Origin of the sequence: Nodularia chucula CCY0103 (genome assembly GCF_963923915.1) — a bacterium.
Lineage (GTDB): Bacteria > Cyanobacteriota > Cyanobacteriia > Cyanobacteriales > Nostocaceae > Nodularia > Nodularia chucula.
On the sequence record NZ_CAWUOL010000001.1, the window covers coordinates 1 to 15,699 of the forward strand.

Here is a 15,699-nt window from a genome sequence, read left to right on the forward strand (position 1 = left end):
GACCTATATTTATCAATTCACTATTTTGTTATTCTGTCAATGCGTAACTCCTAATGCTTTTGATTTGTGGGTGTCCAGTAGCTAGCAATTACGGCCACCATTAACCACCAAAGGCTATTGACTTCAGGTCGAAACCAAATGGTATCCACAGTACCGTGAGCCAGCATTCCTGCTACAGTAGCCAATGCTCCTATTAACCAAAATCCCTCTAGATTTCTAGATTGCCGCAATCTTTGCAGTTGCACAAGTCCGTGATTTAGGGTGACAATGATCAGCCAGAGAAAACAGGCTAAACCCACAAAACCTGTTTCTACAGCGATTTGTAAGAAAAGTGAATAAGCACTTAAAGCTGTAAAACGAGGACGTTGGTATAAGGGATAGATTTGATTAAAAGAGTTGTGACCGGGGCCAATTCCGATGAGGGGGCGATCGCCAATCATCTCAAAAACAGCATCCCAAACATTGCGGCGAAAATTATTACTGCTATCTTGGCGATCTGCAAAAATACTTAAAACTCTGATTTGGACTGGCTCAACAAAAATAACTGCTAGCACCAATAAGCCAATCATCCCACCTAAAATTATTGGCATTGACCAAGTACGCCAAAAAGGAGGCATTTGCATACTCCACCAATAAACGAGCAAGGCGATCGCAGTCAAGACACTCACCACTAAACCAATCCAGCCGCCACGACTAAAAGTAAGAACCAAACAAGCCCCGTTAGCAATAAACATAGTTAACGCTAAACTCTTCTTAATCCAACTTTGCCAAGCAAAAATCGCTACCAAACTTAAAACTACAGCCGGAACAAGATATCCAGCTAATAAATTCGGGTTGCCCAAATAACTATAAACCCTCGTGGTCTTAGCCAAAGGAGATTGTGGATCTACCCAAGTAGCCAAAGCCGTAGCACCAAAAAACCATTGCCGCAACCCGTATACACTAACTATTAAAGATATATGCAAATACAGAATAATTATCCAAGACCGCAACCGGGGCGATCGCAACACCCGCGCACAAAGAGCAAACAGCAATAAATAAAGTGTTAATACCACCAAATCTTTAAACGCCGCCTGTTTTACAGGTGAAAGCGCTGTAGAAACTACCGCAATTGCCCAATAGAGTAAAACCAGCAGATGAATGGGAGTAAATAAAGGTGTATTTGCTGCCTTGGAGTCATCGGATAGAGTCAACAGCAGCCAAAATCCTACACAAGCTACTAACAATAATCCTACAAGACTACTCGATACAAAAGGGCTAAGAGCATACACCAAACTAAGTAGAGCAACTGCAATTGCATCTCCCCATTGCATCAAAAGGCTACTTTGCCGCCAAGAGCGTAAAAGCCCCACCGACAAACGATGTAAATAGCTCGTCGCTAGATATTCTTTCAGAGGTAAATAAGATAGAGTAAATCGTTGCCAGATTAAATTCATCATACCGAGTAACAACAAATTGACACTCCCACAACTAAAAGTCAGTGGGATTTTTAGGTAATAATTGCCATTGTATTCAGAATAATTTCCGGCGGATAATAATTGCGTAATTCGCCAGTGTAATTAATCGCAGATAGTGTGAGACGAAGTAGTCATCTGTAATGGTAAAGACACTACATACCTTTGTCCTGACTCTGGTGAACCTTGAACCGTAATTGTTCCCCCGTGAAATTCTGCCAGATCAACGCTTAACAACAAACCCAAGCTTTCCCGCGTCAGACTACCACAATTTGCCACCCAATCCTGAACAGAATTGATCTTCAAGGAATCTGAGTCACAATCAGTTTGCAATCTTTGATCTACTACAACCTGCATTTCTGACTCCTCCTGTCCTTCCAAATAAGTGCTATGAGTTGCAGACTCCCCCATGAAATCTAGTCCGGGGAAAGAATTAAGCTGAAAATAGGAGTCCACCTCAGTTATGCCATCTCCCAGCCAAACATGGAACACCCAAACACTAATATTCACCTGACTTTGCTGATCAGAAACATGAATCCGGACGATGCTCCCTGTAGCAGAAACTTGAATCACACTAAAAATTAAGTGATACAAGATTTGTCGCACCTTGTCTTTATCCAACAGCCAAATGCGGCTATATCCCGGTTCTATAGACAGCCGAATATTTTGCTGACGGCGGCTCGCCGCTTCTTTGAGACTATTGATAACTTGTTGACATAGCATTTCAATATCTACAGGAGATAAATTTAGCACAGATGATTCTTCATCCAGGGTTCCTAGCTCCGCAATTTCGTTAACTAAAGATAGTAAATAGCGGCCACTATGTTGAATAACATCCAGATATTCCCTCTGTTTGATCGTCAAAGGCCCATAAATCTCACGTCCTAAAATTCCCGCCATACCTAGTACAGATGTCAGTGGTGTACGTAACTCTTGAGTAATTTGTCCCAAAAGTTGCAGTTTGATTTGTTTAGTAGAACTACATTCCTTTGCCAAATCAGGAGGAGCAACCCTCACAGAACTAGTCCATTGATTATTAATTGATTTACCAGCAGGGTTTTGTAAATAAGTTTTTTCGTAATTTCTGGAGCGCAGAATGAGATTACGCTCAAATTCACTCATACACCAGCGAGCTATTATTTGTAAAAATTCAATCTCCCGATTTGTAAATTTACGTGGGACTAAATCCATCACCTCTAATGCACCCAAACAATTGCCCGCAGCATCAATTAAAGGCGCTCCTAAGTAGGCACGGATGCCATAATCCCTAACTAAAGTAAATGAGTCAGTTGATTTATGCGTATCATTAATTACGAATACTTGGGAATTTTCTATGACTTGAGTGGAAAAAGAGTCCTCCCGTGACATCTGACGGTTTTGTGCAAGATGATTCATTAGCCCCAGCCTAGATAAACCCACTGCTGACTTAAACCAATGAACTTCCTGATCTACAAATCCCAATATAGAAATAGGCAGTTCTAAAAAGTGAGCTGCCGTTTGAGTGGCTTCTTCAAATACTGGAATAGTCTCTGATTGCCGCAAACCTAATTCAGATAATGCTTCTAGGCGTTGTTTCTCCTTTGCTTGTTCAAAACCCCAACCATCATTGAAGCCAAACATTTTTTTTTCAGGCTCTACCATTGCCACTACTACCTTGATGTTTGATTAATTTTGTAATTTATATAACCCTGAGTTGGGTTTATGGTTTTCTACTTTTAAGCATTCCCCAATTTCGCTGTTAATCAACCAAATGGGAAGAAAATTTTATTCTTTATTAGTGAAAAGATGATGTAATCTGCCTTTTTTGAGGTTTTGATGGCAAATTGTGTTATGTTTATATTTATTGCGTGTAATTTAATACTAATTAAAATCTCAGAAAAATTATCTAATTTTTTATCTGTATTTGGATAATTTTTTGGTAAAATCTATCACTGAAGTTGGGAAGGATTCATTATTTTTTCTTACCTCAATAAATAATTTATGCAGACTTTACTATGACTTCATCGGTAAAGACTTGTATTTATATACAAAAATTTGATATTTATCTTTGAGGATAAATAATAAAAATATGAATTATCACATTCCTTTTGTAGACCTTAATTTACAACACGAGTCCATCCAAAAGCAATTGCAACAGGCAATACAGGATGTCTTGGCACAGGGAGATTTTATTTTAGGGAAAGCACTGTCAGATTTTGAAGCTGCTTTTGCTGTAGCATCTGGTACAGAGTATGGTGTAGGTGTGGCATCAGGCACAGATGCGATCGCACTCGGTTTACAAGCCTGTAATATTGGTACTGGCGATCAAGTGCTTTTACCAGCTAACACCTTCGTCGCCACCTTAATTGGCGTTTTAGCTGCTGGCGCTGAACCCGTCCTAGTAGATTGTGATCCCCAAACAGCCTTAATTGACTTAGAAGCCGCCGCTAAAGCCATTACCCCCAAGACCAAGGCCATTATTCCCGTACATCTCTATGGCCAGATGGTATCACCCCAAAAACTCTTAGACTTCGCTGATACTTATAAACTGCTAATTTTTGAAGATGCGGCCCAAGCCCACTTAGCAGAAAGGGAAGGATACCGTGCCGGTTCCGTGGGCATAGGAGCAGCTTTTAGTTTCTATCCCAGTAAAAATTTAGGTGCATTTGGGGATGGCGGGATGCTGCTAACCTCAAATTCAGATGTGGCTCAAAAAATGAAGCGCCTGCGGAACTATGGTGCATCCCAAAAATATTTTCATGTAGAAACAGGAACCAACAGCCGTTTAGATACATTGCAAGCGGCAGTATTATTAGCAAAACTACCACATTTGTCGGACTGGAATAGCGATCGCCTGAACATCGCCCAGCAGTATGACACTGCACTAGCAGCCTTAGAAGATGCTGGCATTATTCCCATGCAAAACCAAAGCAGCAACGGACACGTATATCATTTATACGTCATCAAAATTGATCATACTTGTACCCTAGATCGTCAACAAATTCAAACAGAACTCACAGCAGCAGGCATTCAAACAGGCATTCACTACCCCATCCCTTGCCATCTGCAACCAGCCTTCAAACACTTAGGGTATCAACCAGGAGACTTTCCCCAAGCAGAAAATCTCTGCGGACAAATATTATCCTTACCCATGTACCCAGGTTTAAAACATCACCAAATCCAAGCAGTTGTAGCAGCCATCACATCTAGTCTCAGTGATGCGAAACAAAGGTTATTATGTACTTGATTTTTAATTTTTAGCTGTTAACTTTCAATTAATTTCTGATCATGGCATTTCAGCAACAACTTAAACAAAGAAATACAGGACAATTGCTAAATATAGCAATCTGCGGATTTTTGCTCCTAATTTATGCGCCGATGTTGCTGCACTGGGTGGATGGTTGGCTCAACAAAAGCATTAGCATCGAACACGAATACTTTAGCCACGGGATCATTGGACTGCCATTTGCCGCTTATCTAATTTGGCTAAACCGAAAAAAGTGGTATCGTCTTCCAGATAAAACCCATCCTTTAGGTGCTGTATTTCTGGTAACAGGTGGGATATTTTACCTCAGTGGTGTTCCAGAGTGGGCTAATCTCTCTCTACCCACAATACTCATGGGATTATGTTTATGGTTCAAAGGTGTCAAAGGTTTGCGACTGCAAGCATTCGCGTTACTACTGATATTTTTAGCAACCCCAACCGCCTTACCTTACCTCCTAGTTCCCTATACCTTACCTCTGCAAAGCTTCATTGCCGGTACAGCAGGCTTTATCCTCAATCAATTGGGGATGGAAGTCGTGGTTGATGGCATCAACATATACGTGAATGGCCGCATAGTAGAAGTTGCGCCCTATTGTGCAGGGCTAAAAATGCTGTTTACCACCTTCTATGTCAGCTTAATGCTGTTGTATTGGACTGATTCCTTATCTTCACGGCGCACAACTACATGGTTTTTATCTTCAGCTTTAATCATTAGCATTACCGCTAATATTATTCGTAACACTTTACTCAGCTTCTTTCATGGTACTGGCCGAGAAGGTGCTTTTACATGGCTCCATGACAGTTGGGGTGGAGACCTTTATTCTGCTGGTATGCTGCTATTACTAGTGCCTTTGTTGAATTTCTTGAATAACTATTTCTCCACAGATTTAGAGATGGAGCCAGAAGCAGAAAATCTGGAATAATTGAATACACTGGCACTGGCGCACAATCGTAAACTGCAAATTAAACATCAGCCGCAGGAGACGCACAAATCAGGGTTTATGGAGTTATCGGTGTAAGTTCTATAGACAAAACCTAGAGGAAATTTCCCTGATGTTCTTCCTCTTTCGCGGAAAGATTGTATACTAAAATCCTTTAGCTGTTTTTACCAGAATATTTCGTGTCAATATGGCAAGTCTAAGCGATGAAGTCCTTATCTAAAGTTTTCCAAGAACAGCAATTCACTCAGGTCGCAGTGGTTGTGTTGTTACTACTATTATTAGTCATCGGGGGAGTTCCCGGATACTTTCAAGGACGGTGGGACTGGAAACAACCACCACCTGTTCCCAACTTAACTGCGTTGAGAGAGATACGTAAAACGGGGATCACCGTTCCTGGTTGGGAAACATTAGAACAAGCAGAACAATTTGTCAGTACTGGTAGATGGTCATTGCAGATTATCAAAGCAGAAGACACTCAAAAACAGGCAATTTTACTGTTACATCCCCAAAACGGTCCGATGGATCAACCGGAGGTAGAATGGACTGATGTGAATAGTTGGGGAAGATTGCGGTGGAAAAGATGGGATATAGCTCAATACCGTGTAGCGGAATTTACGGTAAACCAACCACCAAAATCCGGAAAAAATACTGAAACTAAGGTAAAAGCTAGATTCTTTCGCGTGTCTACCCCACGAGAAACTTTTGCTGTTTTGCAATGGTATGCTACCCCCAATGGTGGACATCCATCACCATTGCGTTGGTTTTTGGCAGACCAACTAGCACAATGGCAGAAAACTCGTGTTCCTTGGATTAGTGTTAGCATCATGATTCCTATGGAACCTCTAGGACAAGTAGAAACTACTTGGCCTTTAGCTGAGTCTCTTGGTACAACAGTACAAGGTGCTTTGATGTCTGGTCCTTTTTAAAACAATTTCAGGGTGCGTTGGTTTGTGCAGAAACAATCAATGACAAAGTTATAAGTGGCACTATACTGTTACAGATTTAAAGTATCTTCAGAGTAAAATCATCAATCGGTGAGACTTACTTTGATTTCAGTTTTACCATAATTTCATTTTTTAATATGCGTGTATCTTTAAGCACCTTGTACCTCCTGAGTTTTCCTTTAAGTATTTTATTGACAACTGCTGTCCGACCTGTTGTTGCTCAAACTTTTGCGACTCCCGACACATCCAATCAACAATTACCCGTTCTACCATCTGGAGGAGTAGATTTAGAGCAATTGTTACAACCGCCAGCACCTCCCTCTGGTGTTGTGGACTTACAACCAGGGTTACAATCTCCTGTACCTACCTCTGGTACCGAGAGTTTTAATCAAGAAACTTCTTCCCCACTCAACCGTTATCTTTTGGGACCAGGAGATGTGATTAGTGTTGTGTTTCAACGTCCACCTGGGCCATATCGCTTGGGGCCAGGAGATACAATCACGGTTGTAGTTCAACGTTTCCCTAATTTAAGTTTTCAATCTTCTATCAATCCAGAAGGAAATATTACTGTGCCACTGATTGGTACGATATCTCTACAGGGTTTGACTTTAGAAGAAGCACAGGGAAGAATTAGGGTAGCGCTAGATCGGTTTGTGATTGATCCGGTAATTGTGTTATCTCTATCCGGGTTGCGTCCAGATGCAAGTTTTCAAGCTGTAGTTGATACAGAAGGTAATATTGTAGTTCCGCAAGTGGGAACGGTTTTTGTACAAGGCTTGAGTTTGCAAGCAGCGCAAGAAAAAATTCGCCAGAGTTTAGTAGACATTTTGGTGGAACCGATGTTCGTGGTGTCACTGGCCAGGCCAAGACCTGTTCAAGTCACTATTAGTGGTGAGGTATTCCGACCAGGAATTTATCCTGTGAGTTCTTCTACACCCCGTGTGGCTGATGCTCTGTTTATTGCAGGTGGTTCCACAACTACCGCAGACCTCCGCCAAGTAAAGGTGCGTCGCAGGTTGGTAGATGGTTCTGTGATTTCAGAAACGGTAGATTTGTATGCAGTGTTGCAGAATGATGGCTCACTACCAAGTTTACGTTTACAGGATGGCGATGCGATTATTGTCCCACGTCAAGAGGTGGGTAATGATGAAGGTTACGATCGCTCCTTGGTGGCTCGTTCATCTCTGTCTGTACCACAAATTCGCGTCCGGATTCTCAACTATGCTGGCTCAGGAATTGCGACTCAAGCCCTGCCTAATGGTAGTAGTTTTGTGGATATTTTGGCAGGAATTAATCTCGACCGTGCCAACATCCGCGATATTGCTCTAATTCGTTTTGATGCTGAACAAGGTAAAGCCGTAACTCAAAAACTAGATGCAAGAAAAGCTCTGGCTGGTGATGCTTCCCAAAATGTGGCACTTCAAGATAATGATGTGATTGTTGTGGGACGAAATTTAATTGGTAGAATTACTAATCTGTTTAGCACTATTACCAGACCTTTCTTTGATGCTCAGAGCTTTATCCGCTTTTTTGAATTGTTAGATGGATCAAGAAGGTAGGATTTTGTAGTTATCAAACTAATGGCGATCGCATCCACAAAAAACCAAGGGGGTGACTAATGAAGCAGTAATAATGAATAATAAATCATAACTATTGACCATTGATTAAACTCCAATCTGTTTATATATGCTTTTGCCATGACTCCACCAATTGTTAAACGCTACTTGATTGCTTTTGATAAATACAAGTGGATGGGATTAGCTAGTTTTGCTTTAGTTGTCGCCGGAGCAACTGTAGTCGCAATTCAGCCCGAACCACCACCAAGCTATGTAGCAGATGGCGCACTTGCTTATACTCGTCCACCGGTTTCTTTCTCGGCCACTGGTACGGAAATTCAACAACAAGGACAAGAACTGAGTAAGCAAATTTTACTGTCAGACCAAATTCTGCAAACTGTATCGACAAACCTGAGTATTCCGCGAGAAACTATTAGCTCTAATGTTTCCCTAACTCTTCCTGAAAGAAATAGGTCAACAGGTGAACTGCTATCAACAATCATTGAGATTAAATTTGAGGATAGTGACGAGAAGCGAGCGCAGCAAACATTGCAAGAATTAATGCAAGCGATGATTGCTCTCAGTGGTGAAATTAATACCAGGCGATTAAACGCAATTATTGAAAAAGTTAATGAACGCTTACCCCAGGCTAAAGCCGAACTGGAAGCAGCAGAACAAAGGCTAGAACAGTATGATCGTCGAGAACGCCCGGCAATATTAGCAGCTGAAAATGGTAGCTTATTAGGTGCAGTCACTAATAGCCAAAATCAACAACGGTTAATTCAACTAACTGTTGCTGGTATTGATGCTCAAATAGGCAGTTTACAAGACAAGTTAGGTTTAAGTCCCGGACAGGCTTATGTGTCTTCAGCTTTGAGTGCTGATCCGATTCTTTCTAACTTGCGATCACAAATTTATCAGGTAGAATCTCAAATTACTTTATTAGGTAAAGATTTAAGACCAGAAAACCCCACAATGATCCAGTTGACACGTCAGAAACAATCTATTGAAGAATTGTTGCAACAACGGGCATCGGAAGTGGTAGGTGGTGACGGTACAGCCGCCCCCTTAGCTGGGAACGTTTCCGGTATCCGCGCCCAAAGTAATTTAGATCCAGCCCGACAACAATTGGCCAATCAAATGGTGGCGCTGGAAACCCAAAGAGAAACACTGGAACAGCAATTAGCCCAGCAAATTCGCGAAGAAGAACGGTTACGACAAGAATACTCGCAAATACCCAACAAACAATTGGAGCGATCGCGTTTAATCCAGGAAGTAGGCCTCAAAAAAGCCATCTTTGATCAAATGCAAGCCAAACTGACAGATGCTCAAACCGCAGAAGCAGAAACAGTCAGTAGCTTAACAGTAGCCAGAATACCTAACGTTGTCAGTAATACTGATCAACCAATGAATGTACCTCTAACTTTAGGTGTTGGTACTTTCCTGGGCTTAATAGTGGGCGGTGGAGTCATATTTTTGCTTGGTTCCCTGGAAGGAACTTTCAAAACCAGAGAAGATATCCGCGACAGCCTCAGACAACGGGAAATTCCCCTATTGGGAGAACTGCCTTTAATGCCTGTGGATGATTTAGAGCCAGGAGCATTACCTGTCATCCTTTCCCCTGATTCTCCCTATTTGGAGTTTTATGAAAAGTTGCGGAGTAATTTACGCCGAATCGGTGGTAAAAACTTCAAAGTCCTATTGATTAGCAGCACAGGTAGTAATGAAGGAAAAACCGTTACTGCTTATAACTTGGCTATAGCCTCAGCCCTAGCTGGTAAACGAACTTTGATTATTGAAACCGATTTGCGATCGCCCTCTCATGCATCATCCCTGAATATCATCCCAGATGGCGATGTCTCAGTTGAACCCCTACGCTACTACGCCAGATTGAATGAATGTATCCGCTTAGTTCCGGAAGTGGAAAATTTATACATTATTCCCAGCCCTGGTCCGGTTACTCCATCAGCCGCTATTCTTGAATCCAGCGAAATGCGGAGGCTCATGGAAGACGTGCGGGAACGTTTTGATTTAGTAATTTTAGATACCCACTACCTCGGTTTATCTAACGATCCTTTGTTAATTCAACCCTACAGTGATGGCATAGTTTTAGTAGCCCGTCCTAACCAAACCCAAGAAAATATCTTAGGAGAAGCTATTGATCAACTAGTGGAATCTGAACTAGGTTTGCTAGGAGTTATTATCAACGGTGCTGATATTCTTGTTTCTCCCTCTGAAACTTACTCAATCGACTCAGAATCAGAAATATTGTCAGAAGTGGGTGTTGGTAGCAGCATCTAGAAAACAAGAGAAAAATCAAAAACTAGGGGAGTAGAGAGTAACAATTTCTATTCTCTCACCCCCTTGAAAAATTAATCGCGCCGAAATAAGCCGAACAACGGAGAAAGAATAATCCCAAAAGCAAAGCCACCGATGTGCGCCCAGTAAGCAACTCCACCTGTTTCCACGCTCATATTAGCAGCAGCTTGTAGGCTTAAAAGACCAGACACCACATTCTGGATCACAAAAATCCCAATGAGAATAATTGCAGGGACTCTAATTGTGGTAATAAAAATCCCTAAAAACACTAAAGTTAAAATCCTAGATTTTGGGAACCGGATCACATAAGCACCCAGAACCCCAGCAATTGCACCACTAGCACCCAAAGAAGGTATAGTGGAATCCATGCTAATAAACCACTGAGATAAAGCAGCTAAAGCACCACAGCTAAGATAAAAAGTCAGATACCGGAAATGACCCATACGGTCTTCAATATTATTACCAAAGACCCAGAGAAACACCATATTTGAGATCAGATGCCACCAACCACCGTGTAAGAATTGTGACGTAAATAAAGTTGTCCATTCTGCCGCAAAGTTATTAGTTAACTCTCGTGGTACTACCGCATACATCCCAAAAAATTGCTCTAACTCTGCACTGGGTAGACTCACTTCATGTAGAAAAACTACAATATTCAAACCAATCAACCCGTAGGTTAAATACGGAGTGATTCGCGTCGGGTTTTCATCATGGAGGGGAAACACAGGTGTTTTTCCTAAATATCGATAATAGCAATATAGCCTTTAGCCCTCTAGCTTTGGGGAGTTTTCCGCTATTCAGATACAGATTCTTGATCAGATTTATCGTTAAATAAACCCAGTAGTGGCCCCAGAACTGCTCCAAATACAAAACCTGCTGCATGGGCCCAATAAGCAATACCGCCGCCTTCCATACCGATATTTGTCGGGGCTTCTAAACTTGCTATACCGTAAAACGCTTGTTGAATAAACCAGAATCCCAGAAAGAAATATGCTGGAACCCGGAAAGAGGGAAAGAAAAATCCTAAAGGTACAACACCGAGAATTTCCACTTGGGGAAACCGCAGAATATACGCGCCCATCACCCCTGCGATCGCACCACTTGCCCCTAATGAAGGAATGGTAGAATCTTGAGCGAAGAACCATTGTGCTAATGATGCCAAAGCACCGCAAGATAAATAAAATAGTAAATATTTAGCACGCCCTAGCTTTTCTTCAATATTGTTACCAAACACCCAGAGAAACAACATATTTCCCCCCAGATGCAACAAACCCCCATGTAAAAATTGTGCCGTAATTAAAGTAGCCCATTCTGGTACTGGCTGATTCACAGAGATTCCCGAAAAACTTAAACTCAGTTCCTTGGGAATCACCGCCACTAAATGAAAAAACTCATTTAATACCTGGGGAGGAAGACTGGCTTCATAAAGAAAAACTAGAACATTAGCTGTAATTAAGGCATAGGTAACATAAGGCGTAATTTGTGTAGGATTGTTATCTTTAATGGGAACCACTGGTATTTTCCTGATCTTCGACTCACAAACTCTAGATTACTTAATATTTTCAGTATTTTCTTCTATCTATGGTTTAAATTTGTCAATTATTGGTAGGGAACAGGGAACAGAGAATAGGAAATGTCCTAACTACCTTGGCGGTTGCTATGATAGGTGATCTTAAACCAATCCACACTCCCCACACTCCACACTCTGTACTCCCTACTCCCCACACTCCCCAAATGCAAATTCTCCAACCTCTCCATACAGCGATTCTCGTCACTGACTTAGCCAAATCTGAACATTTTTATGGCGAAGTTTTAGGACTTTCCAAAATACACCGCTCTTTGAAGTATGCTGGTGCATGGTACGAAGTAAATAACTATCAAATTCATCTGATAGTTGCATCTACCGTCCCCACAGATAACCCTAATGAAAAATGGGGACGGAATCCTCACATTGCTTTTGCTGTGGCTGATTTGGATGTGGCAAAACAAGAATTAATCCAGCAAAATTATCCTATACAAATGAGTGCTTCCGGTCGCGCTGCCTTATTCACTCAAGACCCCGATGGCAATATGATTGAATTGAGTCAGCTATAGTATGGGGCTGGGGTAATGAAAATTATTGCTTACTCTTACAGTAACCCCCTACTAGAACCTGCTGCTGATATCAATGATTGGGGCTGGGAGGTGGATCGAGTTTATCAAGATTTGGGTCAGAGAATCCAGTTACAACAATTAATCACAGACTGTCAAACTGAAACCACAGATTACTTGTTGATCCACCGTTTAGAGGAATTAGGAGACACTTTTGAGGAAGTGAGCGATCGCTTGCATGAATTAGAAGCAATGGGCATTATGATTATTGCCACAGAACAACCCTACACCTCGCAACATTCCCACATAGGGGGGGATTTGTGGAAATTACTTCAAGAAATTCAAAATCAACACCATAGCCGCCGCATCCGTCAAGGACACGCCTCTAATCGACTCCAAGGTTTACCCCCTCCCGGTAAAGCCCCCTATGGCTATCGTCGTAGTCAGGAGAAATATACCATTGATCGCAGCACTGCTACCGTAGTTAAAGATTTTTTTGAACACTTCTTACTTTATAGTTCCCTGCGCGGCGCAGTGCGTTACTTAGCAAAAAAATATGGTAAAAAAATTTCTGTAACGACAGGGAGACGTTGGCTAACTAATCCCGTTTATCGCGGTGATACAGCTTATCAACACAATCAAATTATTTCTGATACCCATACTCCCATAATTTCTAGAGAAGAAGCAGCCCAAATCGACCGTATTTTACGCCGTAACAGTCTATTACCATCTCGCACTGCTAGCGCACCTCGTTCTTTAGCTGGGTTAGTGGTTTGTAGTCACTGTCAGTCACATACAACAGTCACCCGTGTCACCCAGCGCCATCAAGATAAAGAGTATATTTATTTACGTCCCATTAACTGTCCTCAACTTCCCAAATGTCGGGCTATTCCCTACCAACAGGTATTAGAACAGACTATCGAAATTATTTGTCGTGACTTACCCTTGGCTGTAGATGGCATAAATTTTCCCCAATTGGATAGCATTAAAAACAGTTTAGGGCAGGCGATCGCCCGACAGCAAGAAATCCTCCAACAATTACCCAATTTAGTTACCACAGGCATTTTAGATGATCAAACAGCAAAATTAAGAGCTTACAAACTCCGCACAGAAATTTCTCAACTCCAAGCCCAACTAGCCACCCTACCCCCAGTTAACCTGCATTCCGTCGCCCAGGCTGTTTCCATTCCCCAATTTTGGTTCGATTTATCAGAAGCAGAAAGAAGGTTTTATTTCCGAGAATTTATTAAACAAATTGAAATCATTCGCAACTCCAAAGATTGGGAATTACGGATAATTTTTATCTTTTAGCAGTAGTTGTGGGTGCTTTACCTGCATTCCGCACAGACATAAATTTACTCAACACATCAAACCAAAAAGGCGCACCCATCGCAATAGCCAGCCCACTCACCATCCAGCCAAAAATCAGCCGGAAAACTTTCCATATAGAAACATTAGTTTTTTGACGATTATCCCAATCAATTTGCTGTTTTAAGTTAATCCCACTCCAACCAATAGGTAAAGCCAAATCTGCTAAAACTTGTTCAGTTTCTCTTCTTAAATTAGCTAAATTTTCCGATGTATCTAGATTACTATTCTGCACAATTTGTCCAGCATTATTAATAATAGCAGTCCGCACCGCAGAATCTTTGGATAATCTATGCATAATATACCCCGCATCAGCATTAGCAATTACCGCAATAGTCAAGCCAATTAAAATTGATACTCCTTTGGCATTTCTTCTGTACACACCAGCCGCCCGTTCCATTGATTTATCAAAATTTTGCTCTATTTCCTGTTGTAATAAATAAATTCCTGATTCTGAATTTTTAGCTTTTTTAGCGGCACGAATAGCTAAATGAGCGACATTATTAATTAACTCTGGAGGCAATTTTCTGGTAGATTCCTGTAACGCCTGGAGAGAAGCTACAAATGTTTTATAAGCCTCACTATTTTTATCACTAAATTCTTTAATTAATCCTGGATGAAAATCACCATCTAAATCAATTAACTGTACAACTTCATTAATATTTGGTCTTAACCCTTTCAGCACAATAGTTTGTTCCATATCATCAAACATATCGGCTCTGATAAATTTCAATTCTTGTAAAGCTTTGCCAGCAAAAAAATATTCTGGCATATTTTCTTGAAATAATTGTATATATCTATCTATACTTTTAGCCATCAGCTTCAGGGAAGTCAGCAAGTCAGCTTTATTTTTTTGGAAATCATCAATAATATTGGCAAAACTTTTGTCAACGATTTCGATAAAATCATTATAAATATCTACAGAGAATTTATTTTTATGATTATCCAAATTATTCACTTGTCCATGAAACTTTAATAAAATATTTTGCATCTCATGTAACAGTTCTTCTTGAAATTTGATCAGCCGGGCTTCTGTAAATTTATCCAGCAGTAATGGTATGCTTAATGTCTCTATAACTGCTGTAGCAAAAACATCCCCTGGAATATAGGATGGGGCGCTGTGTTTGATAATATTTGACTTGCCCCTGTTATCTCTGATATTCTCAGTTTCAGTATTTGTATATCCAAAAATACTTTTCTTTCTTTTTTCTCCAGATAGGGAAAATTTACCAGGAAGAGATGAAAGGAACCAAACAAAATGACGAGGTAAATTTGTTAAAAAACCTTTGGCTTCTTGATTAACACTTTTAATAGAGGGATGGTTATATAAATCATTCACAAAAGTAATTACACTATCACTGTCTGAACTGGCTGCATCACCCCCTACCAAAATTTCTAGGGATTTTTTTAGGTGAACTGCACGCCATTGTAAAACCGTAGTGATAATTTCTTGAATCTCACAAGCTAACAAACTTAAAATTAAGTAAATAAAAATTAAACCAATTGCTATATCTAAAATTAACGATAAATTCATTGACACCTTCCTCAATAAGTAGATAGCATATTTGTATTCCTACTATTTGTATCATTTTCATCACAGAATAATTGTTAAATAAATTGAACCCGACTTGGCTAAATTTCTCTAAAATTTATCGCTGGAGAGAGAAAATTAAGTTAATCTGAAAACTTAGGAATTATTCAGACTAGATATTTTGATTGGGTGACAACAACAGAGATTCCCTGAAGTCTAGCTGTAATCACACCAGCAAGTAAAATGATCAT

At 40.7% G+C, this 15,699-nt stretch carries 12 protein-coding genes; 7 read left to right on the forward strand and 5 right to left on the reverse strand.

Going from position 1 to position 15,699, the window contains the following annotated elements; genetic code table 11:
• Positions 1-50: 50 nt before the first annotated feature.
• Together ACM0OP_RS00005 and ACM0OP_RS00010 are read right to left on the reverse strand one after the other, a co-directional pair.
• A complete protein-coding gene (locus ACM0OP_RS00005) occupies positions 51-1,436 on the reverse strand; it encodes an IctB family putative bicarbonate transporter (protein WP_414526495.1) in 1,386 nt (461 codons plus the stop codon).
• Between the two features lie 123 nt (positions 1,437-1,559).
• Positions 1,560-3,095, reverse strand: a complete 1,536-nt coding sequence (locus ACM0OP_RS00010; protein WP_414526339.1) for a GAF domain-containing sensor histidine kinase — start codon at positions 3,093-3,095, stop codon at positions 1,560-1,562.
• A gap of 427 nt (positions 3,096-3,522) precedes the next feature.
• Between ACM0OP_RS00010 and ACM0OP_RS00015 the strand changes: the two genes are divergently transcribed.
• The 5 genes from ACM0OP_RS00015 to ACM0OP_RS00035 all read left to right on the forward strand — a co-directional run bounded on the left by ACM0OP_RS00015 (position 3,523) and on the right by ACM0OP_RS00035 (position 10,440).
• On the forward strand, positions 3,523-4,680 hold the full coding sequence (locus ACM0OP_RS00015) for a DegT/DnrJ/EryC1/StrS family aminotransferase (RefSeq protein ID WP_414526340.1): 1,158 nt from the start codon (positions 3,523-3,525) through the stop codon (positions 4,678-4,680).
• Between the two features lie 41 nt (positions 4,681-4,721).
• Positions 4,722-5,621, forward strand: a complete 900-nt coding sequence (crtB, locus tag ACM0OP_RS00020; RefSeq protein ID WP_414526341.1) for a cyanoexosortase B — start codon at positions 4,722-4,724, stop codon at positions 5,619-5,621.
• Positions 5,622-5,842: 221 nt separating this feature from the next.
• On the forward strand, positions 5,843-6,565 hold the full coding sequence (locus tag ACM0OP_RS00025; protein ID WP_414526342.1) for a cyanoexosortase B system-associated protein: 723 nt from the start codon (positions 5,843-5,845) through the stop codon (positions 6,563-6,565).
• Positions 6,566-6,720: 155 nt separating this feature from the next.
• Positions 6,721-8,142 carry a polysaccharide biosynthesis/export family protein gene (locus tag ACM0OP_RS00030; RefSeq protein ID WP_414526343.1) on the forward strand — a complete coding sequence of 474 codons (1,422 nt, stop codon included), beginning with the start codon at positions 6,721-6,723 and terminating at the stop codon, positions 8,140-8,142.
• Positions 8,143-8,280: 138 nt separating this feature from the next.
• Positions 8,281-10,440, forward strand: coding sequence for a GumC family protein (locus ACM0OP_RS00035; RefSeq protein ID WP_414526344.1), 2,160 nt, complete (start codon positions 8,281-8,283; stop codon positions 10,438-10,440).
• 71 nt (positions 10,441-10,511) lie between these two features.
• Here the strand turns inward: ACM0OP_RS00035 and ACM0OP_RS00040 are convergent, their stop codons facing one another.
• Positions 10,512-11,183 carry a rhomboid family intramembrane serine protease gene (locus tag ACM0OP_RS00040; protein WP_414526345.1) on the reverse strand — a complete coding sequence of 224 codons (672 nt, stop codon included), beginning with the start codon at positions 11,181-11,183 and terminating at the stop codon, positions 10,512-10,514.
• A gap of 68 nt (positions 11,184-11,251) precedes the next feature.
• Positions 11,252-11,971 (reverse strand): rhomboid family intramembrane serine protease, encoded by a 720-nt coding sequence (locus ACM0OP_RS00045; RefSeq protein WP_414526346.1) that lies wholly within the window; start codon positions 11,969-11,971, stop codon positions 11,252-11,254.
• A 221-nt stretch (positions 11,972-12,192) separates the two neighbouring features.
• On the opposite strand from ACM0OP_RS00045, the gene ACM0OP_RS00050 reads away from it, so the two are divergent.
• Both ACM0OP_RS00050 and ACM0OP_RS00055 read left to right on the forward strand, forming a co-directional pair.
• Positions 12,193-12,552 carry a VOC family protein gene (locus tag ACM0OP_RS00050; RefSeq protein WP_414526496.1) on the forward strand — a complete coding sequence of 120 codons (360 nt, stop codon included), beginning with the start codon at positions 12,193-12,195 and terminating at the stop codon, positions 12,550-12,552.
• A 15-nt stretch (positions 12,553-12,567) separates the two neighbouring features.
• On the forward strand, positions 12,568-13,860 hold the full coding sequence (locus ACM0OP_RS00055) for a recombinase family protein (RefSeq protein WP_414526347.1): 1,293 nt from the start codon (positions 12,568-12,570) through the stop codon (positions 13,858-13,860).
• Here ACM0OP_RS00055 and ACM0OP_RS00060 read toward each other — a convergent pair.
• Entirely contained in the window at positions 13,850-15,451 is a 1,602-nt protein-coding gene (locus tag ACM0OP_RS00060; protein ID WP_414526348.1) for a hypothetical protein, read from the reverse strand. The genes ACM0OP_RS00055 and ACM0OP_RS00060 overlap by 11 nt on opposite strands.
• Positions 15,452-15,699: the final 248 nt, after the last annotated feature.